This window comes from Aeromonas sp. NJAU223 (assembly GCF_051125555.1).
Taxonomy (GTDB): domain Bacteria; phylum Pseudomonadota; class Gammaproteobacteria; order Enterobacterales; family Aeromonadaceae; genus Aeromonas; species Aeromonas veronii_G.
Genome location: NZ_CP144204.1, coordinates 2274963 through 2296840, shown reverse-complemented (window position 1 = coordinate 2296840; position 21878 = coordinate 2274963). Strand labels below are relative to the sequence as shown.

The window sequence follows — 21878 nt, the reverse complement described above, 5'->3', positions numbered from 1 at the left end:
GGATATTACTCGACTTGGAGGTGGATTTGGACAAGATATTTATCGACGAGGTGGTTGCCGAGATGCACACCATCCAGGACATGTTGCGCTGGGCCATGAGTCGTTTCAACGACGCCGGGATCTTCTACGGACATGGAACCGACAACGCCTGGGATGAGGCCGTGCAACTGGTGCTGCCCGCGTTACATCTGCCGCCGGACGTGGATCCCGGCATGCGCCACTCCCGCCTGACCACCAGCGAGCGCCACCGCATTGCCGAGCTCATCATCCGCCGGGTGCAAGAGCGCGTGCCCGCCGCCTACCTGACCAACAAGGCCTGGTACGCCGGTTGGGAGTTCTATGTGGACGAGCGGGTGCTCATTCCGCGCTCTCCCATCGCCGAGCTGGTGGCGAACCGCTTCGCGCCCTTCCTCAAAGAGGAGCCGACCCGGATCATGGATCTTTGCACCGGCTCCGGCTGCATCGCCATCATCATGGCCCATGAATTCCCCCATGCGGAAGTGGATGCCATCGACATCAGCGTCGATGCCCTGAACGTCGCCGAGCGCAACATCAACGATCACGGCCTTGAGCAGCAGGTGATCCCCATCCGCTCCGACCTGTTCCGCGACCTGCCAGTCGGTGACAAGTACGATCTCATCGTCTCCAATCCGCCCTACGTGGACTCCGAGGACATGTCGGATCTGCCGGACGAGTTCCGCCACGAGCCGGAACTGGCATTGGCCTCCGGCTCCGATGGCCTCAAGCTGACCAAGCGTCTGCTGGCCAACGCTGCCGATTTCCTCAAAGAGGACGGCGTACTGGTGGTCGAGGTGGGCAACAGCATGATCCACCTGGAAGAGCAGTTCCCCGAGGTGCCCTTCACCTGGGTCGAGTTCGAGAATGGCGGTCACGGTGTCTTCGTGATGACTCGTGCAGAACTCGAGCAATACCAGTCTCATTTCGCGATTTACAAGAGCTAAGCAGGAGCACGCATGGCAGGGAACAGTTTTGGCCAACTCTTTCGGGTCACCACCTTCGGCGAGAGCCATGGTCTCGCCCTTGGCGCCGTGGTCGACGGCTGCCCGCCGGGGCTGGAGATAAGCGAAGCGGATCTGCAAATCGATCTGGACCGCCGCAAGCCTGGCACCTCCCGCTATACCACCCAGCGCCGCGAGGATGACGAGGTGAAGATCCTGGCAGGGGTGTTCGAGGGCAAGACTACCGGTACCTCCATCGGCCTCTTGATCGAGAACCAGGATCAGCGCTCCAAGGATTACTCCGACATCAAGGACTTGTTCCGTCCGGGCCACGCCGATTACACCTATCACCAGAAGTACGGCCAGCGCGACTATCGTGGCGGTGGTCGCTCATCTGCGCGGGAAACCGCCATGCGGGTAGCGGCAGGGGCCATCGCCAAGAAGTACCTCAAGCAGATGCACGGCATCGAGATCGTGGGGTTCCTCTCCCAGCTCGGCCCCATCAAGGCCGAGGCGTTCGATGCATCCCAGATTGAGCAGAACCCCTTCTTCTTCCCGGATGCGAGCAAGCTGGAGGCCCTCGACGAGTACATGCGGGCGCTCAAGAAAGAGGGCAACAGCATCGGTGCCAAGGTGCAGGTCATTGCCCGCAATGTGCCGGTCGGCCTCGGCGAGCCGGTGTTTGACAGGCTCGATGCGGATATCGCCCACGCCATGATGGGGATCAACGCAGTGAAAGGGGTGGAGATCGGAGACGGTTTCGCCGTGGTGGAGCAAAAGGGCTCGGCGCATCGTGACGAGATGACCCCGACCGGCTTTGCCAGCAACCACGCGGGCGGCATTTTGGGGGGCATCTCTTCTGGTCAGGAGATAGTGGTGAGCATGGCGCTCAAGCCGACTTCCAGTATCACGGTACCGGGCAAGACCATCACCACCAGCGGTGAGGCCACCGAGATGATCACCAAGGGTCGTCACGATCCTTGCGTCGGCATTCGCGCTGTGCCCATCGCCGAGGCCATGCTGGCCCTGGTGTTGATGGATCACCTGTTGCGCCACCGCGCCCAGAATCAGGGCGTGCTGACCCAGACCCCCCAGCTGCGTTGAGCGTCCCGCCGGCGTACCGGCTGATCGTTGCAGTGAAAGAAAGAAGGCGGCCCCAGGGCCGCCTTCTTGTTGTTGCATCATATCTTGCAAAGGATCAGACATCCGAGTCGGGGAAACGGGTATTGTCGAAGCGGCAACGAGGGGCGCTCAGGGTGGGGACAAGATGGCGCTGCGTGTTGATGGCCATATCGATGCGGGCCAGGGCTGCCGTGCTGAGGGCCCCCTTGGCGATGATCAGGCTGACCGGTTGCCGATGCAGCAGCAACTGGCACTGGATCTGCTCCTGTACCCCCAGCTGGGTCAACCGGTGCTGGGCGTGCTGCCACTCCATGATGACCCCATCGAGGCGCCGGGCCAGCAGCAGCTCGAGGAGTTTGTCATCCGAATTGTATTCCCGCGCCAGTTTGAGTGAGGGGCACGCCTCGGTCAGCGGGGTAGGGCGGGTGCCACGCAGCTTGCCAAGGCGCAGTCTCGTCTGCTGGCAGAGATCGGCGAAACGGGCAATTCCCTGCCAGCGATCGGGGGCTTCCTGCGTTCCCTGATGGCTCAGCAGCACGAAGCTGGCATGCCGATAAGGGACGGAAAAGTGGGCAAACTGGCGCCGCTCCGGGGTATCCATCGCCCCCATAGCCATGTCCAGTTGCTGGCGTTCGATCAGGTGCAAGGCCCGCGCCCAGGGGATGTCCCGAAACTCGGGAGAGAGGCCCGCCTCCTGCAGGATCTGGCGGGTCAGCCGAATGTCCACGCCATCGAGATGTCCATCGGCCTCGCGCTGGCTGAAGGGGGGCCAGTGGCTCCAGGCCACCGACAGCGTCTCCTGGGCGGAAAGAGGCAAACTCAGGCCTAGCCAGATCAGCGTCGACACCAGTGCCCGTGGCATGGCGCGCCTTGTATTGATGCCAGTCAACCAGAACCTCCTGTTCCGTTGGATGTCGAGACCCTTGTCAGCGAGGCAGGTGTCAGACCTGGCTCACACGGGTAACTGCGTCGTCATTCTGCCCGTGGCCACGGGCTTTTTCCAGTCGTGCTGGGAGGGGGGTCACATTTTTCTCGTGTAACTGTGACAACTCCGTTAAACTGCGCCTCTATTCTTTCCCCTTTGCTCTGCTCCCCGGGGAAATCGTGTTTTCTTCATAGGCCCGGACCCTGTGAGATGGCATCGGCTCAGCAGAGGAGCCCCACCACAACTTCCCGGCGCCACTATCCCTAGCAGGTAATTATGAGTTTTACTTCCCTCGGTCTGGCCGAACCCTTGTTGCGTGCCGTTGCCGAGCAAGGCTATGACACTCCTTCTCCCATCCAGCAGCAAGCGATCCCCGCCGTATTGGCCGGTCGTGACCTGATGGCCGCCGCCCAGACCGGGACCGGCAAGACAGCGGGCTTCACCCTGCCCATGCTGCAGCGTTTGACCGAGAGCAAGCGCAAGGTTTCCCCGAACCGCATCCGTGCCCTGGTGCTGACACCGACCCGCGAGCTGGCCGCCCAGGTGGGCGAGAGCGTGCGCAACTACGGCAAGCACCTGCCAATTCGCAGCCATGTCGTCTTTGGCGGCGTGAGCATCAACCCGCAGATGATGGCGACCCGCCGTGGTCTGGACGTACTGGTGGCCTGCCCGGGTCGCCTGATGGATCTTTACAACCAGAACGCCGTGAAGTTCGACGAAGTCGAGATCCTGGTGCTGGACGAAGCGGATCGCATGCTCGACATGGGCTTTATCCGCGACATCCGCCGCATCCTGGCCCTGCTGCCGAAGAAGCGTCAGAACCTGCTGTTCTCCGCCACCTTCGCCGACGAGATCCGCGAGCTGGCTACCGGCCTCTTGGACAACCCGGCGGTGATCGAAGTGACCCCGCGCAACAGCACCGCCGAGCGTATCGAGCAGCTGGTACACCCCTGCGACAAGGCCAACAAGATTGCACTGCTGAGCCACCTGGTCACCAGCAACAACTGGCAGCAGGTGCTGGTGTTCACCCGCACCAAACACATGGCCAACCGGGTAGCCGAGACCTTGGACAAGAACGGCGTCAGCGCCGCCGCCATCCATGGCAACAAGAGCCAGGGTGCCCGTACCCGCGCCCTTGCCGGTTTCAAGGATGGCAGCGTCAAGGTGCTGGTGGCGACCGACATCGCCGCTCGTGGTCTTGACATCGACAAGTTGCCACAAGTGGTCAACTTCGAGCTGCCGAACGTGGCGGAAGACTATGTGCACCGCATCGGCCGTACCGGTCGTGCTGGCGCCGCCGGTCACGCCATCTCTCTGGTGGCGGCCGATGAGGGCAAACTCATCAAGGCCATCGAGCGCCTGACCAAGCAGAACATCCCCTGCGAGCAGGTGGCGGGTTTTGAAGCGTCCCGCGAGACCCTGGACAACATCGCCCGTGGCATCGGTGCGCCTCTTCGCAAAGAGCCCCGCGATCCGAGTGAGCAGCGCCGTGCGCCGCGCCCGCAGGGTCAAGGCCAGCGCCAGGGTGCCGGCCGTTCCGGCAATGGTGGCAACGGCGGCGGTGCCCGCTCCGGTAACGGTGGCAAGCCCAAGCCCCAGGGCGGCCAGCGCCCGGCTGACGGTGCCGCCAAACCGGCTCAGGCCCGTCGCCCTCGTCGCGCCAGCCACAACCAGTAAGAACCGGGTGGGGATGCTTTCTCCCCTCGATAAGGTTGTCAACGTGCGCTGATGCAAAGCCCTGCCAGATCTGGCAGGGCTTTTTCATTGTCTGACCGGGCGCCAGGCGCCCCGCCTCGCAGTGGTTCTCTCATCAATGTTTCACCGTTCGGTCATCCCGGTGTCATCTGGCCGGGGCAGGCTGCCCCTATCGACAGGCGGCCAAAATCCGCCGGTCACCATGGGCCAACGCCTCGTCAAAGGAGCATCTTATGACCAGCTGGGTAATGTGGGAGATCTGGTGGAGCCGGATGTGGGGTGGGTCTGCGCTGGGGCAGACAACCGAATATGAGTACGACGCCGAGGTGGCCCATGAGCCATCCCGCCTGCCGGTGGAGCTGATTGCCGAGGGCAGGGCGACACGTCCCTATCCGCCAAGGCCGCGGGGCTAGCCGTCACAGCGTAAAGGCAACGTTAAAATAGCCGCAACTGCTCGTTGGGGCGGATAAAACGCTCCGTATTGAGTGGAATGTGGCGCTTTCCAAGGGCGAGGCGCCTGCTGACAAGCTTGAAACGCTGGGACAGCAGGTCTGCAAATTGCCCCTCACCGCGCATGCGGGTGCCGAAGGCGGGGCTGTTGAGGGAGCCGCCCCGGCTTGCCCGCAACTGATTCAGGATGGCCTCTTTCTGCCCGGGATAGTACTCATCCAGCCAGTCACTGAACAGGGTGGTGAGCTCGTGGGGCAGGCGCAGCAGTATGTAGTCGGCGCAGCCAGCCCCCGCGGCCACGGCGGACTTGATGATCTGTTCGAGCTCGGGTTCGTTGAGGCGGGGGATCATGGGGGCGGCCAGCACCCCGACCGGTACGCCGGCCCCGGCCAGCTTCTCGATCACCTTCAGACGCCCGGCACCGCTACTGGCCCTGGGCTCCAGCTGTCTCCTCAGGGTGTCGTTGAGGGTGGTGACCGATACCATCACCTGGCAGAGTCCCTCCTTCGCCAGTTCCCCCAGCAGATCGAGATCCCGCAATATCATGGCGCTCTTGGTAATGATCCCCACCGGATGGCGGTGGGCCAGCATCACCTCCAGTAGCGCGCGGGTGAGGCGATAGTGTTGCTCGATGGGTTGGTAGGGATCGGTGTTGGCGCCGAGCACTATGGTCTGAGGCTGATAGCTCGGCTTGGCAAATTCCCGGCGCAGCAGGGCGGCGGCATTGAGCTTGGCAAACAACTTGGTCTCAAAGTCGAGGCCCGGCGAGAGTTCCAGATAGGCGTGGCTGGGTCTCGCGTAACAGTAGATGCAGCCGTGCTCACAGCCCTGATAGGGGTTGATGGAGCGCCCGAAAGGCACATCCGGTGAGAGGTTGTGGCTGATGATGCTCTTGGCCTCGATCTCCTGCACCTGGGTCTGGATGGCCTGGGTGCCAAACGCCGGCTCCCACTCCTGGGTCTGCCAGCCATCGTCGACGGCGTCTACCCGAGGGCCGCTGAATCTGTGATCGACATTGTGGCTGCTGCCGCGTCCCGCCATCTCGTCATACCAATACTGTTTATATATACAGTTATTGTGGCGGCAATGGGGCGAGAGTGCAAGCCACGCTGATCGGGCGCTATCTAAAACTGCATCGCAAATAAATCTCCTGCTTGATCTGTCGCTACATTTCGTTTACATAGACGAAATGCGAACTGGATCACGGAAATCATCATGAAACCCACTGCCTCACGCTGGCTCTTTATCGGTGTCATCGGCCTGGTCATCTGGCGCCTGATCCCGCTCTCCACCGAGCAGGAGATGGCGGCGGCGAACCGTGCCTGGCGAGTGGGCCATCTCGAGGAAGCGACCCGGATCTGGCAGCCGCTGGCGGAGCAGGGCCAGCCCAGGGCCCAGGCCCTGATGGGCTGGAGCTTCGAGGTGGGGCAGGGGAGCGAGCAGGATCTGGATCGCGCCCTTGCACTCTATCGCCAGTCCGCCGAGGCGGGGGATGCCTTTGGCCAATACCGGCTTGGGGAGCTTTACCTGCGCGGGGTCGGGGTGCCGCGGGATCTGCACCTCGCGTTTCAGTGGATGGAGCGGGCTGCCCGCAACGGGGACGTGCCCGCCATGCTGAAAGTAGGGGTTCTGCACCTGATGGGGGTCAATGGCCGGGTGGAGATGGGAGAGGCCAAGCAGTGGCTCTATCAGGCCTCCCAGAGAGGCAACAAGCTGGCACTCAAGGTATTGCAGGAGCTGGCCCTGGCCGAGGAGGGGCGCAGCGAATTTGACTTCAACTGGCAACCCTTGCTCGGCACCTCCTGAGTCAAACTCCTCGACATCACCTTCTTACCTGGATGCGGCAAGAGCAGGGAGTATTCATGCCGTTAGTGGGTCGTGGTACTGAAACGAGAAGCTGTGCAGCCGCGTTTTCAATCCGGCGGGATCCCGGATGACGATGGTGCCCCTTTCCGTCCTGATGGCCCCCTGCTCTGACAGGACATGCAAAATTTCGTTCAGTCTGGGGCGGCTGATGCCCACGATGTGGCTGAGAGTTTGCTGGGTGATCTTGATGCGGCTTTCGACGTCATTGGGCGGGGCCGCCTTGTTGGCCAGTTCCAGCAGCACATAAATGATCCTGGAGCTCAACGACAGCAGTGTATTGCTGCCAGTCTGCACCAGGATCCGCCCTATGTGCTGGGCGATGAAGAATAGGAGCTGGTATCCCTCGGGATGGCGGTTCAGCCATGACTCCACCTTTTTCTTGGGGAATAGCACCAGTTCGGTGGGGGTGATGGCCTCGTAGATACCCGGGGTGGAGATCGCATGGATTGACTGGATACCAAACCAGCAGCCATGACCATGGAGCATGCCAAGGGAGGCATCCATGTTTTCACTGAAGGTATAGCCGGTGAGACAGCCGGAGCGGATATACACGATACCGGGTAATCCATCATTCAATCTCTTGAGGTCCAGCGGCTCAGCCATATCGATGAAGTCATCGCGAAGCTGAGGGGGCAAGGGGCAGGGCCATCGAATGTCGGTCGCCAACTCCCCACGCCAGTCACGTTGTTTCGTACTCATCCACGCTTTCCTTGTTCTATCTAGATAACCGACAGCGTTATTCATCCGGGATATTATCGCCAATGTTCTTCAAAGAACAGAGCTTCCCTTTATGGATTGTTAATATATGAAAGTGCCATCATGTAAAACAATAAAATAAACCTAATCCTTATGCCGGAGCATTTAATAAAGAAACATGGAGTGTTCATTGTTTTGCCAGATGGAACGTTCTGATGTCAGACCATTCTGGAGTAGCGATGCAACCCAAAAAAACATTCATTATTAGTCAGCAACAAGACAGTCTCGTACATTATTGTTCTACATTCACCGATGATATTAATTGTTTCGATGACTGCCTGGCGGCATATATGTCCATGGCTGATATGGGCTGGCCTGATATCGTCATGTGTGACTTTAACACCAGGGACAGCCATGTCGTGAAATTCCTTCATGCATTCTCTGAGGTAAAGAAATGGACTGGCGTTATTTTATTGTCAGAGACTCACCATGACATTTTGCCGTCGATAATCGACATGCTGCGATTGAATCAGGTGGATGTCCGGTTGTTATCCGGCCACATGGCGGATGATGGAGTGCTGGTTTGCACGCTGCAGAGCCTGCTGATGATGCAAGGGATGAATGTGGACAAGCCGGTGTTGGCGTTTGAACCGACGAGAGTGCAACTGCTCGAGGCGTTATCCTGCGGGCACATTCAACCCTATTTTCAGCCCCAGATAACCATTCACAATGGACGATTGATGGGGGCTGAGGCCCTTGCCCGCTGGGAACATGCCGATCTCGGCCTGCTGGCTCCGGCGCAGTTCATGGATGCAATACGTCGCCATGATTTGTTGAATCGGCTGAGCGAGGTCATCCTGGATGCCTCACTGCAATTTGCGAAAAAATGGTGTGATGCCAACCATGAGATCCGGGTGTCGGTCAATGTCTCGGCGGATCAGATCGCCGATGAACATTATCCGGAACGGGTCGTCTCGTTGTTGGCAAAGTACCGATTGCCTTCATCTTGCCTGTGCATCGAGATCACTGAGGATGAGCGCCATCAATATGCTTCCCGCACGCTGGCAGGCGCTGCCCGCCTGCGCCTGCATGGCATAGCGCTCTCGCTCGACGACTTCGGGAAGGGGCATGCATCCCTATTCAACCTGATCCGCAATCCGGTGACCGAGTTGAAGATTGATCGCGCCTTTATCAGTCGAATGCTGGACGATCCTCGCCACTATGCAGCGGTGAAAACCTCCATCTCGATAGCCCAAAGCCTGGGGCTGCAGACAGTCGCGGAGGGGGTTGAAAACATCGATCAGATCCATGCACTCAAAGCACTGGGCTGTCACTGCATGCAAGGGTTTTATTTTTCACCCGCCATATCATCACGCCATTTCTACAATTGCTGGAGTTAGCCTGATGAGAGAGAAAATTATCGATGCCATCGCCACGGGTGATGAGACATTTGTATCATCGGTCCTGACTACCGAAGACGCTGAACTGCAATACAATGACTTTTTGGGTACCCGGCTGGCTAAATTGAGCAAGTTCTGCATGCTCTCTTTTATCATCGCCAATCTGTTCTTTCTCGCCTTGGCAGGGGCAAGGTTGTCTTATTTACATGCCAATGACATGCTGATATTAAATCCCGCAGCATGGATACCATTTGAGCAAAGCAAGGTCGATATATTCTCTTTTTTGTTGGCCTCGGTTGCATATGTGGTCTTTTTATTCAGACCGGGTGGAGTGACGTCCCGGGAAGGCCATTTGACCTGCATCATCATACCTCACCAAAAACTATTCACATCACTCGTCTATGTTGTCGGCCTGGCCTGGATGTGGGTGCTGCACCTGCATCACAACATGGTGTCTGTCGCCCCGATGGGATATTCATTGCTGCCCGTATTGAGTGTGGTGCTGCCATTATCGTTTATCTGTGCCATGGTCACGTTGCCTTTTTATAGCGTCGCAATGTTGGCCGCGCTGCTGGTAGCCAATATGCGCCCTGTGGTTGAGCTGGATATCGGGTTGTTTGTCATCAACCTCGCATTCTTGATGCTGTTCGTCATCGGCGTTGTGGCCTTGGCGTATTACGTCCTCACCGTCATTGTGAGGCTCGAGTATCAACATTTTCTGCTGACCAAGAAGGTCGTGGGGCGACTCAATCTCGATCCCTTGCTGGCGATCAGCAACCGGCGGATGTTTTTCACCCGGCTTGAGAAACGGTTATCCAGAAAGCGGGCGGGGGAGAGGCCAGGGTGTCTCATGATGATCGATGTGGATCACTTCAAAAAGTACAACGACAGCTATGGTCATGCCGAGGGGGACACCTGTTTGCAACTCATCAGTCAGGGTCTGTTGGAGTGTACGCGGGATGACATGGATCTGGTGGCGCGTTATGGGGGGGAAGAGTTCTGCGTCTACCTCGACGGGGCGTCTTGCGTTGAAGCTGAGATCGTTGCAGCCAGGATTGGCCGCTGGATGCGAGAACAGGCCATTCCCCACCGATCATCGACCGTGTCTGAGCATGTTACGTTGAGTATCGGGATTGCCGAATGCCGCCTCGATGAGCCTCCGGCGGCAAGCTGCGAGCGAGCGGACAAGGCCCTCTATCAGGTGAAAGCGCGGGGCCGCAATGGCTTTCTCATCTCGCTAGGGTGAATCATGTCTGCCATGGGCGCGAACGCCTCATGGCAGAGGCTCAGGCCTGTTTGATCTCGCCGGGCTCGCTCTCTTGCTGCGGGTTCCAGGCCAGCGCCTCTTCCAGCGGCATGGGTTTGGCATAGACATAACCCTGGATGAGATAGACGCCGTGTTTGGTGAGGTAATCGAGCTGCGCCTGATTCTCCACTCCTTCTGCAATCATCTCCATCTTGGATTCGTGGCCGAAGGCGATGATGGCATCCAGCACGGTGCGCTTGAAATCCTGGGTGCCTATGGTGTCGACGAACATCTTGTCGATCTTGATGCTGCGGATCCCCAACTGCTGCAGATAGGCGAATCCCCCGTAACCGGTGCCAAAGTCGTCGATCTTGAAGTGATATCCCCGCAGTCCCAGCTTGGCTATCTCGCGTGCTGCGACCTTGATATTGGTGATGGGAAGGCGTTCGGTGAGCTCGAACGTCAACCTGTCCGGGCTTGGCCACTTCACTTTGGCCAGCATATCCAGCAGATAGCGCTGTTCAAGATGGTCAGCGACCAGGTTGACACTGACCCAGCGAGGCGGGGGCAGGTGCGCCAGATCGTCCACCACCTTGAGCACGAGCTGTTCGGTAATGGGGACGATCAATCCCTGTTGCTCCGCATAATCGATGAACATGGCGGGGGAGATGAACCCCTTGCCTCGCTGCCAGCGAATGAGTGCCTCATAGCCCACCACTTCTTGGGTGCGAGAGTCGACGATCGGTTGATAGAAGGGAATGAATTCTCTTCGCTGGAGCCCAAGTTTGAGCAGGCCGCTCAGGGAATTGCGATAGTTGCGCAGCAACCAGTAGGCGAGGGTCAACAACAGGCCGAGGAGGATGGCGCTAGGCAACCCGTAGTCGCGCAATTTCATGGCGACATAGTGGCGCAGTTCATTGCCGGCCGACAGGGTTTGATCCACCTTGTTGCGTTGGTCGAATGAGGAGACCGACAATTTGTCGGGTTGCGTCTTGATGGCGGCGTTGCCACGGGGGAAGTAGAGGTGCTCGCGCGCGGGAGCCATGTGGGAAAATTCGAGGTAGAAGCAGTCGGGGCAGGGGCTTTGCATCAACTCATGGGCCCAACTGCTGTCGAGTGCCCAGTAGGCCAAATTGCCGTTACGCTTGGAGTAAATCAAGGTCTCCTGCTCGGTGCCAAAGGCCCCACTGGTGGCTGTGACACTGTAATTCTGTCCGTTGGGTAGATCTTTGATGTCCTCCAAAATGGCCAATCCGGGTCCCATGGTGGAGCAGCTCTTGCCATTTGCCGTATGAATGCCAGCGAAGCGGATATGACGACTGTAGTAGGCCGGATCCCGCAGCAGTGCCATGTCGGTGGGTCCGCAGTCAAACTTGAAGCTTGCCAACTGGGTTCGCACGCTCTCGTTCAATACTTGAGTACGTTCGTTTTGATAGGCCCGCAGCTCCTGCTCCTTGTTGGTGAGCAGATAGCGGCTGATGGGCGTGATGAGGAGCGGGCTCAGGGCCGCGACCAGCAGCAAGGGGGTCAGCAACAGCGCCAACAAGATCCAGAAGGAGGAGTATTTCGACATGCAGATCGTCCTTATGCGCGATGTCAGGGTCAATTGAACATTATTTTTGGCTACCCATTTGTAGCACCATCCCCTGTCAATGGCTGCCAATTTTTGACCAGCATGCATCATCACCCTTGTCCGTGTTGTGACGTCTGATACAATCCCCCACTGTTCCTGTGAATGACGGGCCTAGCACGGCCACGACCGTGCGTATCACCCTTGTACTAACCGTATTGTGAACGGTGAAACACCGTGGTGAGTTGCCACTCATTCGAGGACTCTCCCAATCTGCATGTGACCTTTGGTACGGGTCACCACTGTATAAGGAAACTCACGATGCCAATCATTACTCTGCCTGACGGCAGTCAACGTCAATTTGCCCAGGCCGTTTCCGTCATGGACGTCGCCGCGGACATCGGTCCCGGTCTCGCCAAGGCGTGCATTGCCGGCCGGGTGAACGGTGAACTGGTGGATGCCTGCGAGTTGATCGAAACCGATTCTTCCCTCGCCATCATCACTGCCAAAGACGAAGAGGGTCTGGACATCCTGCGCCACTCCTGTGCGCACCTGCTCGGCCATGCCATCAAGCAGCTCTGGCCCCAGACCAAGATGGCCATCGGTCCCGTCATCGACAACGGTTTTTATTACGACATCGATCTTGACCGCACCCTGACCGACGAAGATCTGGCAGCCCTGGAAGAGCGCATGCTGGCGCTGGCCGCCAAGGATTACGACGTCATCAAGAAGAAGGTCTCCTGGCAGGAAGCGCGCGACGTGTTCGAAGCCCGCGGCGAGACCTACAAGGTCGAGATCCTGGATCAGAACATCGCTCGTGATGACCAGCCTGGTCTGTATCATCACGAAGAGTACATCGACATGTGCCGCGGCCCTCACGTGCCGAACATGCGTCACTGCCACCACTTCAAGTTGCAGAAGATGTCCGGTGCCTACTGGCGCGGCGACTCCAACAACAAGATGCTGCAGCGCATCTACGGTACCGCCTGGGCCGACAAGAAACAGCTCAAGGCCTACCTGCAGCGTCTGGAAGAGGCCGCCAAGCGGGATCACCGCAAGATTGGCAAGCAGCTTGACCTCTACCACATGCAGGAAGAAGCCCCCGGCATGGTGTTCTGGCACAACGACGGCTGGACCATCTTCCGCGAGCTGGAGACCTTCATTCGCGGCAAGCTCAAGGAGTACGACTATCAGGAGGTGAAAGGCCCCTTCATGATGGATCGCGTGCTGTGGGAGCGCTCCGGTCACTGGGAAAAATACGCCCAGGCCATGTTCACTACCCAGTCCGAAAACCGCGAGTACGCCATCAAGCCGATGAACTGCCCGGGTCACGTGCAGATCTTCAACCAGGGTCTGAAGTCCTACCGCGATCTGCCCCTGCGCATGGCCGAGTTCGGCTCCTGCCACCGCAACGAGCCGTCCGGTTCTCTGCACGGCCTGATGCGGGTGCGCGGCTTCACCCAGGATGACGCTCACATCTTCTGTACCGAAGATCAGATCATGGAAGAGGTCTCGGCCTGTATCCGCATGGTCTACGACGTCTATGGCACCTTCGGCTTCGAGAACATCGTGGTCAAGCTCTCCACCCGTCCCGAGCAGCGCATCGGCTCCGATGAAGCCTGGGATCGCGCCGAAGCCGCCCTGGCAGAAGCCCTGGTGCTGAACGGTCTGAAATACGATCTGCAGCCGGGTGAGGGGGCCTTCTACGGTCCCAAGATCGAATTCACCCTGCACGATTGTCTTGATCGTGCGTGGCAGTGTGGTACCGTGCAGCTCGATTTTGCCTTGCCGGGCCGTCTTGGCGCCACTTATGTGGGCGAAGACAACGAGCGCCACGTCCCCGTGATGATCCACCGTGCCATTCTGGGCTCCCTCGAGCGCTTCATCGGGATCCTGACCGAAGAGTACGCCGGTCTGTTCCCGACCTGGTTGGCGCCGACCCAGGCGGTGGTGATGAATATCACGGATGCTCAGGCCGATTATGCGGTGAAAGTAGCCAAGGCATTGAATGATGCGGGCCTTCGCGCAAAAGCGGACTTGAGAAATGAGAAGATTGGCTTTAAAATCCGCGAGCATACTTTGAAGCGAGTACCTTTCATGCTGGTCTGCGGCGATAAAGAAGTAGAAGCCGGTAAGATTGCAGTACGGACTCGTAAAGGGGCTGACCTGGGGACTTATCCTGTTGAAGAGCTGATTGCTCTGTTGACCCAGGAAGTTCAGACCCGCGGACAAAAGAAAGTGGAGGAATAAGCTATAAAAGGCGGAAAAAAACTGGGCAAGCAACCGCAAGCCCGCGCTCACCGGATCAATGAAGAGATCCGTCTGAAAGAAGTTCGTCTGACCGGTCTGGATGGTGAAGCCATTGGCATCACCTCCATCCAGGATGCACTGAACTTGGCCCTTGAGGCCGGAGTGGATCTGGTCGAGATCAGTCCTAACGCTGAGCCGCCCGTTTGCCGGATCATGGATTACGGCAAATTCCTCTACGAAAAGAGCAAGACCACCAAAGAACAGAAGAAAAAGCAGAAAGTCGTCCAGGTCAAGGAGATCAAATTCCGTCCTGGCACTGACGAAGGCGACTATCAGGTAAAACTACGCAACCTGGTTCGCTTTCTGGAAGACGGGGACAAGGCGAAGGTCACCCTGCGCTTCCGTGGTCGTGAGATGGCCCACCAGGATCTTGGTATCAAGGTACTGGAGCGAGTCAAAACCGATCTGGAAGAGTTGGCCGTAGTCGAATCGTTCCCGAAAGTCGAAGGCCGTCAAGCTGTGATGGTTCTCGCACCTAAGAAGAAATCTTAAGGCCCACAAGAAATTGACTCATGGGGCTCGCCTCATGAGTCGGTTCGCCTTGCGATTTTGTTGTCACTCACAATGCGGAGTATGAAATGCCGAAGATGAAAACCAACCGGGGCGCCGCAAAGCGCTTCAAGAAGACTGGCTCAGGTCGCTTCAAGTGCAAGCACAACCACCTGCGTCACATCCTGACCAAGAAGAGCAGTAAGCGTAAGCGTAAGCTGGGGCCGAAGTTCATGGTTTCTGCTGCCGACCACAAACGTGTTGTCGCTTGTCTGCCGTACGCATAAGGGGGATGTGAAAAATGCCAAGAGTTAAACGTGGTGTGACCGCTCGCGCTCGTCACAAGAAAGTAATGAAAGCCGCCAAGGGTTACTACGGCGCCCGTTCCCGTGTCTACCGCGTAGCGGTACAAGCGGTAACCAAAGCTGGTCAGTATGCCTACCGTGACCGTCGTCAGAAGAAGCGTCAGTTCCGTCAGCTGTGGATCGCGCGTATCAACGCTGCTGCCCGTCAGAACGGTCTGTCCTACAGCCGTCTGATCAACGGTCTGAAGAAGGCTTCTATCGAGATCGATCGCAAGATCCTGTCCGATATCGCCGTTCACGACAAGTTGGCTTTCACCGCCCTGGTTGAAAAGGCTAAAGCAGCGCTGGTTTAATCCGGTTCTGTTATGAAAGATAAAAGGAGGCTTCGGCCTCCTTTTTTGTTGGGCGCCTCCCTGCGTGGGAGTCACCTGTGGTCATCGCTTGTCGCGTCGATACCAGGCTGCCGACTCGTGAATTTGGCGGCCTGCGCTTCCTGCCTTCATCCTGGACTCATCATTTATGCTGCCTGTCGCGCAGTTAAATAGTCGATTTACCCACTCCTTTCTGTTCCGCTGTTTGTTTCCGTTGTTTTTCCGTTCTGTAGTGGCATTGTCATCCATTCTTTACATTCTTGATGTGTCAATCGCTGTTATTGTTTCTGTAAACAGTTGATTGAAAAACAATATTAAGTAACTGTATGTCGACTAGAATGTGTGGGCGAGAAAAACAAGCGTTTGCAACAAGGAGTGTCTATGAAATACACGCAACGAAAAATGAAACCCCTTTTCGTCAAGTTGGTACTGGCCGGTCTGGTCACGAGTTTGTCCTTGCCGAGTCTGGCCGCCGAAGATCTGCGCAGAGATGCCGCTGCGGCTACGCGAGCCGCCAATGACAAGCTGTTGACCGAGCTGCCATTTGCCGACAAGACCGATTTCGAGAATGCCAACAAGGGCTTCATCGCCGCCCTGCCGTCAGCGCCCATCAAGGGGGAGGCGGGCAACCTCATCTGGGATCCGCAGAAGTACGGTTTCATCAAGGAGGGGCAGAAGGCCCCCGCGACCGTCAACCCCAGCCTCTGGCGCCAGTCCCAGTTGATCAACATCAGCGGCCTGTTCAAGGTCACCGACGGGATTTATCAGGTGCGTAACCTGGACTTGTCCAACATGACCATCATCGAGGGCAAGGAGGGGCTCACCCTGGTGGATCCCCTGGTTTCTGCCGAAACCGCCAAGATAGCCCTGGATCTCTACTACGAGCATCAGGGCAAGAAGCCGGTCAAGGCCGTGATCTATACCCACAGCCACGTGGATCACTACGGCGGCGTGCGCGGCGTGGTCGACGAGGCCGATGTGAAGGCCGGCAAGGTGAAGATCTACGCACCGGATGGTTTCATGGAGGCGGCGGTCGCCGAGAACATCATGGCGGGCAACGTCATGAGTCGCCGTGCCAGCTACATGTATGGCAACCTGCTGCCGGCGGACGAGAAGGGCCAGGTCGGGGCCGGTCTTGGGACCACCACCTCGGCGGGGACCGTGACCCTGATCGCCCCCACCAACATCATCACCAAGACGGGCCAGAAAGAGGTCATCGACGGGCTGACCTATGAGTTCATGATGGCGCCGGGCTCGGAAGCGCCGTCCGAGATGCTCTGGTTCATCGAGGAGAAGAAGGCCATCTCCGCCGCCGAGGATGCGACCCACACCCTGCACAACACCTACTCCCTGCGCGGCGCCAAGATCCGCGAGCCGCTGCCCTGGTCCAAGTACCTGAACCAGGCGCTCTCCATGTGGGGTGACAAGGCCGAGGTCATGTTCGCCCAGCACCACTGGCCTACCTGGGGCAACAAGGAGGTCACCACCCTGCTCAAATCCCAGCGTGATCTCTATCGCTACATCAACGATGAGACCCTGCGTCTGGCCAACATGGGCTACACCCGCGACGAGATCGCCGAGCAGTTCAAGCTGCCGGATACCCTGGCCAATACCTGGGCCAACCGCGGTTACTACGGTTCCATCAGTCACAACGTGAAGGCGACCTATGTGCTCTATCTCGGCTGGTTTGACGGCAACCCGGCAACCCTGAACGAGCTGAGCCCGACCGAGTCGGCCAAGAAGTACGTGGAGTTCATGGGCGGTGCCGATGAGGTGCTGAAGAAAGCCAAGGCCTCCTACGACAAGGGTGAGTACCGCTGGGTGGCTCAGGTGGTGAAACACGTGGTGTTCGCCGATCCGAGCAACAAGGCGGCCAAGGAGCTCGAAGCCGATGCCCTTGAGCAGATGGGTTATCAGGCCGAGTCCGGCCCGTGGCGCAACTTCTACCTGACCGGTGCCAAGGAGCTGCGCAGCGGGGTGACGCCGCTGCCGACCCCGAACACCGCGAGCCCGGACACGGTGCGCGCCATGTCGCTCGACATGTTCTTCGACTACCTGGCGGTGCGTCTGAACGGGCCCAAGTCCGGCGCAGCCAAGGCGGTACTGAACTTCGACTTCGGCGATACCGGCGGCAAGTACAAGGTGGAGCTGGAGAACGGGGTGCTGAACCACACCGCCAACAGCGAGGCCAGCAATGCCGATACCACGATCGCCCTGTCACGGGATACCCTGAACAACCTGATATTGAAGCAAACCACCCTGGAAAAAGCCGTCGCGGCAGGGGATGTGAAGATCAGCGGCAACGCCGACAAGCTCAAGGAAGTGCTGGGTTATCTGGACAACTTCGAGTTCTGGTTCAACATCGTGACGCCTTGATAAGGCTTGAGCGTCCGCTCGTCACACCAGGCGTGGTCATCAGGACCACGCCTTTTTTGTCTCTGGGGTCATGGTTTGGCCGAGCGTGAAGGGAACAGGGGCGGCGGCGTACCTTTATGTCGCGCCAGCGCCGGGCGACGGTGCCCTTGTGCCGATAACATGATCGCCATCACATTGATTTGGCTTTAAATTTTGAGTCATGTCGGCGACAGCCCGGAGAAGGGATACCGAGCCTTGCCGGATCAGGGGGAGGGGATGGTGTTGTTCTGGGTCATAACAAAATGATTTCTCGGGAGAAAAGCCCACCTTAACTATGGTCAGCCGAGGCCATTTTTTTGTATTATCGCCCTCTTGACCTTATTTAGCCTAAAGGCTCCTGTTCCGGGAGTGGTGACGAGGAAGACATGCAACAGCTTGAAGAAGTAGTCGGCCAGGCCAAGGCCGAAATTGAGGGCGTGAGCGACATTGCGACCCTCGACGAGATCCGGGTCAAATATCTGGGTAAAAAAGGCTTTTTTACCGAGCAGATGAAGGGCCTCGGGGCACTCACTGCCGAGGAGCGTCCCGCCGCGGGGGCCGTGATCAACCAGGCCAAGCAGCAGGTTCAGGATGCCCTGAACGCGCGCCGTGAAGCCCTGGAAGTTGCCGTGCTGAATCAGAAGCTGGCTGCCGAAACCATCGACATCAGCCTGCCGGGCCGTCGTATCGAAAACGGCGGTCTGCACCCGGTGACCCGTACCATCGAGCGCATCGAACGCCTGTTTGGCGAGATGGGCTTCAAAGTGGAGCGCGGTCCCGAAATCGAAGATGGCTTCCACAACTTCGATGCCCTGAACATCCCGGCTCATCACCCGGCCCGCACCGATCACGATACCTTCTACTTCAATCCGGACCTGATGCTGCGCACCCACACCTCTGGCGTGCAGATCCGCACCATGGAGCATCAGCAGCCGCCGATCCGCATCATTGCCCCGGGCCGGGTCTATCGTAACGATTACGACATGACCCACACCCCTATGTTCCACCAGGTCGAAGGGCTGCTGGTAGACGAACATGCCAGCTTTACCGAGCTCAAAGGCATATTGCACGACTTCTTGCGCAATTACTTCGAAGAAGATCTCACCATCCGCTTCCGCCCCTCCTACTTCCCGTTCACCGAGCCAAGCGCCGAAGTGGACGTGATGGGCAAGAACGGCAAGTGGCTGGAAGTGCTGGGCTGCGGCATGGTGCACCCGAACGTGCTGCGTTCGGTGGGCATCGATCCGGAAAAATACTCCGGCTTTGCCTTCGGCATGGGCGTCGAACGTCTGACCATGCTGCGCTACGGGGTCAACGACCTGCGTGCCTTCTTCGAAAACGACCTGCGCTTCCTCAAGCAGTTCAAGTAAGGGCGAGAGAACATGAAATTCAGTAAATCCTGGGTGATGGAGTGGGTCCGCACCGAGTTGAGTGACAACGCACTGGCCGAGCAGATCACCATGGCCGGTCTGGAAGTCGATGCCATCGAGGCCGTGGCCGGCCAGTTCAACAACGTGGTGGTCGGTGAAGTGGTCGAGTGCTCCCAGCACCCGGACGCCGACAAGCTGCGGGTGACCAAGGTCAACGTCGGCGACGCCGAGCTGCTGGACATCGTCTGCGGCGCGCCGAACTGCCGCCAAGGCCTCAAAGTGTGCGTGGCCAAGGTGGGCGCGACCCTGCCGGGCGATTTCACCATCAAGAAAGCCAAGCTGCGCGGCCAGCCATCCCACGGTATGCTCTGCTCCTTCAGCGAGCTCGGCATCGACGTGGAAGCGGATGGCATCATCGAGCTGCCAGGGGATGCCCCCATCGGCACCGATATTCGTGAATACCTGAACCTGAACGATGTCGCCATCGACGTGGATCTCACCCCGAACCGCGCCGATTGCCTCGGCATCGCGGGTCTGGCCCGCGAGATCGGTGTGCTCAACAGCGTCGACGTGGTCGAGCCGAGCTGGGTGCCGGCCGTGGCTACCATAGATGCGACCTTCCCGATCCGGGTCGAGGCACCGGCGGATTGCCCCCGTTACCTCGGCCGTGTCATCAAGGGGCTGAACCTCAAGGCCCAGAGCCCGCTCTGGATGCAGGAAAAGCTGCGCCGGGGTGGCATTCGCTCCATCGACGCCATCGTCGACATCACCAACTTCCTGCTGCTGGAATATGGTCAGCCGATGCACGCCTTCGACCTGGCCAAGCTGGAAGGGGAACTGGTGGTGCGCCGTGCCAAGGCCGACGAGCCCATGACCCTGCTCGACGGTACCGAGGTGAAGCTCAAAGAGACCACGCTCGTGATCGCGGATAGCAAAGGCCCGGCCTGCATGGCGGGGATCTTCGGCGGCGATCGCACCGGCGTGTCCGACACCACCACCGACATCCTGCTGGAGTGCGCCTTCTTCGCGCCGCTCTCCATCACCGGTCGTGCCCGTACCTATGGCCTGCACACCGACTCCTCCCACCGCTTCGAGCGCGGGGTGGACCCCGAGCTGCAAGCCAAGGTGATGGACCGTGCCACCCGTCTGCTGCTGGATATCTGCGGCGGCGAGGCGGGCCCGGTGGTCGAGGTCAAATCCGACGCCCATCTGCCCAAGGCTGCCCCGATCCGCCTGCGCCGCGCCAAGCTCGACAAGGTGATCGGCATCAGCGTGGGCGATGCCCAGGTGCTCGAGATCCTGACTCGCCTCGGCATGCAGGTGAGTGTCGACGCCGATGGCTGGACCGCCCTGGCTCCCTCCTGGCGCTTCGACATCGCCATCGAGGAAGATCTCATCGAGGAAGTGGCCCGCATCTACGGCTACAACAACATCCCGAACCTGAAACCGGCGGCCTCGCTCGCCATGGTGGAACAGGCGGAAGGGCAGGTGACCCTCAAGCGGGTGCGTGACCTGTTGGTGGATCGCGGCTTCCAGGAAGCCATCACCTACAGCTTCGTCGATCCCAAGGCCCAGCAGACGCTGTTCCCCCAGAGCGACGCCATCGTGCTGCCCAACCCCATCTCGGTCGAGATGTCCGCCATGCGGGTCTCCCTGTTCCCGGGTCTGGTACAGGCCGTGGTCTACAACCAGAACCGTCAACAGGGTCGTGTGCGTCTGTTCGAGCAGGGCCTGCGCTTCATCAAGGACGCCAGTGCCGAGAACGGCATCCGTCAGGAGCCCATGCTGGCCGGCATCATCACCGGCAACCAGAGCGACGAGCACTGGGACATCAAGAGCCGCGGCGCCGACTTCTTTGATTTGAAAGGGGATCTGGAAGCGGTACTGGATCTGACCGCCGAAGGCGCCAGTTTCAGCTTCGAGCGTACCGAGCACAGCGCCCTGCATCCGGGCCAGAGTGCCGCCATCTTGCGTGATGGTGTCGTCATCGGTCATATCGGTGTCATCCATCCGAGCCTCGACAAGAAGCTGGGCCTCAAGTCCCGGGCCATCATGTTCGAGCTGGAACTGGACAAGCTGATCCCGGCCAAGGTGCCGGTTGCGACCGAGGTTTCCCGCTTCCCGGCAAACCGCCGCGACATCGCCGTGGTGGTTGACAGTCAGGTTCTGGCCGGTGACGTCCTGGCAGTAATTAAAAAAGTTGGCGGAAATCAGTTAGTTGGAATAAACTTATTCGACGTATATCAGGGTGCTGGTATGGCCGAGAACAAGAAGAGTCTGGCTATCAGCCTGGTGTTGCAAGACGCACAACGCACCCTGGAGGAGAAAGAGATCGCCGAGACCGTGGACAATGTCGTGCGGGCCCTCGGTGAAGAGTTGAATGCATCCTTGAGGGATTGATCTATGGCGCTTACCAAAGCCGACATTGCAGAGCACCTGTTCACCCAGCTCGGGATGAGCAAGCGTGAAGCCAAAGATATGGTGGAAGCCTTCTTTGAGGAAATCAGACAAGCGCTCGAGCGCGGTGAACAAGTCAAGATTTCAGGCTTCGGTAATTTTGACCTTCGTGAGAAGAATCAGCGTCCCGGACGTAACCCCAAGACGGGCGAGGATATTCCTATCAGCGCCCGTCGCGTGGTGACCTTCCGGCCTGGCCAGAAGCTCAAGGCCAGAGTAGAAAATGTTGAACCCAATGAGTAATAAAAAGCCA

General features: G+C 58.7%; 19 protein-coding genes. 15 read left to right on the top strand and 4 right to left on the bottom strand.

The genetic code is table 11. The annotated features are described in order from the left end of the window. The first annotated feature begins 26 nt into the window (after window positions 1–26). On the top strand, window positions 27–962 hold the full coding sequence (gene prmB, locus VZC39_RS10495) for a 50S ribosomal protein L3 N(5)-glutamine methyltransferase (protein WP_434662306.1): 936 nt from the start codon (window positions 27–29) through the stop codon (window positions 960–962). Between the two features lie 12 nt (window positions 963–974). After that, a complete protein-coding gene (aroC, locus tag VZC39_RS10490) occupies window positions 975–2063 on the top strand; it encodes a chorismate synthase (protein WP_434662304.1) in 1089 nt (362 codons plus the stop codon). 94 nt (window positions 2064–2157) lie between these two features. On the opposite strand, the gene VZC39_RS10485 is transcribed toward aroC, so the two are convergent. Next, complete coding sequence (locus VZC39_RS10485; RefSeq protein ID WP_349922461.1) at window positions 2158–2943, bottom strand: substrate-binding periplasmic protein; 786 nt, start codon at window positions 2941–2943, stop codon at window positions 2158–2160. A 339-nt stretch (window positions 2944–3282) separates the two neighbouring features. On the opposite strand from VZC39_RS10485, the gene VZC39_RS10480 reads away from it, so the two are divergent. Then, window positions 3283–4683: a DEAD/DEAH box helicase gene (locus VZC39_RS10480; RefSeq protein WP_349917580.1), complete on the top strand. Its 1401-nt coding sequence runs from the start codon at window positions 3283–3285 to the stop codon at window positions 4681–4683. Window positions 4684–4934: 251 nt separating this feature from the next. Continuing rightward, window positions 4935–5114, top strand: a complete 180-nt coding sequence (locus VZC39_RS10475) for a hypothetical protein (protein ID WP_349917579.1) — start codon at window positions 4935–4937, stop codon at window positions 5112–5114. Between the two features lie 22 nt (window positions 5115–5136). On the opposite strand, the gene VZC39_RS10470 is transcribed toward VZC39_RS10475, so the two are convergent. Next, window positions 5137–6192 (bottom strand): PA0069 family radical SAM protein, encoded by a 1056-nt coding sequence (locus tag VZC39_RS10470; RefSeq protein ID WP_349917578.1) that lies wholly within the window; start codon window positions 6190–6192, stop codon window positions 5137–5139. A gap of 174 nt (window positions 6193–6366) precedes the next feature. Between VZC39_RS10470 and VZC39_RS10465 the strand changes: the two genes are divergently transcribed. After that, the gene (locus VZC39_RS10465) at window positions 6367–6957 is read left to right on the top strand and encodes a tetratricopeptide repeat protein (RefSeq protein WP_349917577.1); all 591 of its coding nucleotides are present in this window, start codon (window positions 6367–6369) and stop codon (window positions 6955–6957) included. Between the two features lie 54 nt (window positions 6958–7011). Here the strand turns inward: VZC39_RS10465 and VZC39_RS10460 are convergent, their stop codons facing one another. Beyond that, window positions 7012–7716, bottom strand: a complete 705-nt coding sequence (locus tag VZC39_RS10460) for a Crp/Fnr family transcriptional regulator (RefSeq protein ID WP_349917576.1) — start codon at window positions 7714–7716, stop codon at window positions 7012–7014. A gap of 236 nt (window positions 7717–7952) precedes the next feature. Here VZC39_RS10460 and VZC39_RS10455 point away from each other — a divergent pair, with 236 nt between their 5' ends. Further along, on the top strand, window positions 7953–9113 hold the full coding sequence (locus tag VZC39_RS10455) for an EAL domain-containing protein (protein WP_349917575.1): 1161 nt from the start codon (window positions 7953–7955) through the stop codon (window positions 9111–9113). Between the two features lie 4 nt (window positions 9114–9117). Further along, a complete protein-coding gene (locus VZC39_RS10450) occupies window positions 9118–10359 on the top strand; it encodes a GGDEF domain-containing protein (protein WP_349917574.1) in 1242 nt (413 codons plus the stop codon). Window positions 10360–10399: 40 nt separating this feature from the next. Here the strand turns inward: VZC39_RS10450 and VZC39_RS10445 are convergent, their stop codons facing one another. Next, the gene (locus VZC39_RS10445; RefSeq protein ID WP_434662299.1) at window positions 10400–11932 is read right to left on the bottom strand and encodes an EAL domain-containing protein; all 1533 of its coding nucleotides are present in this window, start codon (window positions 11930–11932) and stop codon (window positions 10400–10402) included. Window positions 11933–12250: 318 nt separating this feature from the next. On the opposite strand from VZC39_RS10445, the gene thrS reads away from it, so the two are divergent. The 8 genes from thrS (at window position 12251) to ihfA (ending at window position 21868) form a co-directional block, all read left to right on the top strand. Further along, window positions 12251–14179, top strand: coding sequence for a threonine--tRNA ligase (thrS, locus tag VZC39_RS10440; RefSeq protein ID WP_434662296.1), 1929 nt, complete (start codon window positions 12251–12253; stop codon window positions 14177–14179). 3 nt (window positions 14180–14182) lie between these two features. Next, a complete protein-coding gene (gene infC / locus VZC39_RS10435; protein ID WP_434476195.1) occupies window positions 14183–14731 on the top strand; it encodes a translation initiation factor IF-3 in 549 nt (182 codons plus the stop codon). An 86-nt stretch (window positions 14732–14817) separates the two neighbouring features. Next, on the top strand, window positions 14818–15015 hold the full coding sequence (rpmI, locus tag VZC39_RS10430; protein ID WP_005315535.1) for a 50S ribosomal protein L35: 198 nt from the start codon (window positions 14818–14820) through the stop codon (window positions 15013–15015). Between the two features lie 14 nt (window positions 15016–15029). Then, entirely contained in the window at window positions 15030–15386 is a 357-nt protein-coding gene (gene rplT / locus VZC39_RS10425; protein WP_005300683.1) for a 50S ribosomal protein L20, read from the top strand. Window positions 15387–15785: 399 nt separating this feature from the next. Then, window positions 15786–17780 (top strand): alkyl/aryl-sulfatase, encoded by a 1995-nt coding sequence (locus tag VZC39_RS10420; protein ID WP_434662294.1) that lies wholly within the window; start codon window positions 15786–15788, stop codon window positions 17778–17780. Window positions 17781–18184: 404 nt separating this feature from the next. Further along, a complete protein-coding gene (gene pheS / locus VZC39_RS10415) occupies window positions 18185–19168 on the top strand; it encodes a phenylalanine--tRNA ligase subunit alpha (RefSeq protein WP_349917570.1) in 984 nt (327 codons plus the stop codon). A 12-nt stretch (window positions 19169–19180) separates the two neighbouring features. After that, on the top strand, window positions 19181–21568 hold the full coding sequence (gene pheT / locus VZC39_RS10410; RefSeq protein WP_434662290.1) for a phenylalanine--tRNA ligase subunit beta: 2388 nt from the start codon (window positions 19181–19183) through the stop codon (window positions 21566–21568). A 3-nt stretch (window positions 21569–21571) separates the two neighbouring features. Continuing rightward, a complete protein-coding gene (gene ihfA, locus VZC39_RS10405) occupies window positions 21572–21868 on the top strand; it encodes an integration host factor subunit alpha (protein WP_005300715.1) in 297 nt (98 codons plus the stop codon). The last annotated feature ends 10 nt before the right edge of the window (window positions 21869–21878 follow it).

Bases quoted from the DNA above. Each gene is read 5' to 3' on its own strand.
- VZC39_RS10465 (WP_349917577.1), top strand. From the start codon at position 6,367: ATGAAACCCACTGCCTCACGCTGGCTCTTTATCGGTGTCATCGGCCTG.
- VZC39_RS10420 (WP_434662294.1), top strand. From the start codon at position 15,786: ATGAAATACACGCAACGAAAAATGAAACCCCTTTTCGTCAAGTTGGTA.
- VZC39_RS10475 (WP_349917579.1), top strand. From the start codon at position 4,935: ATGACCAGCTGGGTAATGTGGGAGATCTGGTGGAGCCGGATGTGGGGT.
- pheT (WP_434662290.1), top strand. From the start codon at position 19,181: ATGAAATTCAGTAAATCCTGGGTGATGGAGTGGGTCCGCACCGAGTTG.
- VZC39_RS10450 (WP_349917574.1), top strand. From the start codon at position 9,118: ATGAGAGAGAAAATTATCGATGCCATCGCCACGGGTGATGAGACATTT.
- ihfA (WP_005300715.1), top strand. From the start codon at position 21,572: ATGGCGCTTACCAAAGCCGACATTGCAGAGCACCTGTTCACCCAGCTC.
- rplT (WP_005300683.1), top strand. From the start codon at position 15,030: ATGCCAAGAGTTAAACGTGGTGTGACCGCTCGCGCTCGTCACAAGAAA.
- VZC39_RS10480 (WP_349917580.1), top strand. From the start codon at position 3,283: ATGAGTTTTACTTCCCTCGGTCTGGCCGAACCCTTGTTGCGTGCCGTT.
- VZC39_RS10460 (WP_349917576.1), bottom strand. From the start codon at position 7,716: ATGAGTACGAAACAACGTGACTGGCGTGGGGAGTTGGCGACCGACATT.
- rpmI (WP_005315535.1), top strand. From the start codon at position 14,818: ATGCCGAAGATGAAAACCAACCGGGGCGCCGCAAAGCGCTTCAAGAAG.
- thrS (WP_434662296.1), top strand. From the start codon at position 12,251: ATGCCAATCATTACTCTGCCTGACGGCAGTCAACGTCAATTTGCCCAG.
- VZC39_RS10485 (WP_349922461.1), bottom strand. From the start codon at position 2,943: ATGCCACGGGCACTGGTGTCGACGCTGATCTGGCTAGGCCTGAGTTTG.
- VZC39_RS10445 (WP_434662299.1), bottom strand. From the start codon at position 11,932: ATGTCGAAATACTCCTCCTTCTGGATCTTGTTGGCGCTGTTGCTGACC.
- VZC39_RS10470 (WP_349917578.1), bottom strand. From the start codon at position 6,192: ATGGCGGGACGCGGCAGCAGCCACAATGTCGATCACAGATTCAGCGGC.
- VZC39_RS10455 (WP_349917575.1), top strand. From the start codon at position 7,953: ATGCAACCCAAAAAAACATTCATTATTAGTCAGCAACAAGACAGTCTC.
- aroC (WP_434662304.1), top strand. From the start codon at position 975: ATGGCAGGGAACAGTTTTGGCCAACTCTTTCGGGTCACCACCTTCGGC.
- pheS (WP_349917570.1), top strand. From the start codon at position 18,185: ATGCAACAGCTTGAAGAAGTAGTCGGCCAGGCCAAGGCCGAAATTGAG.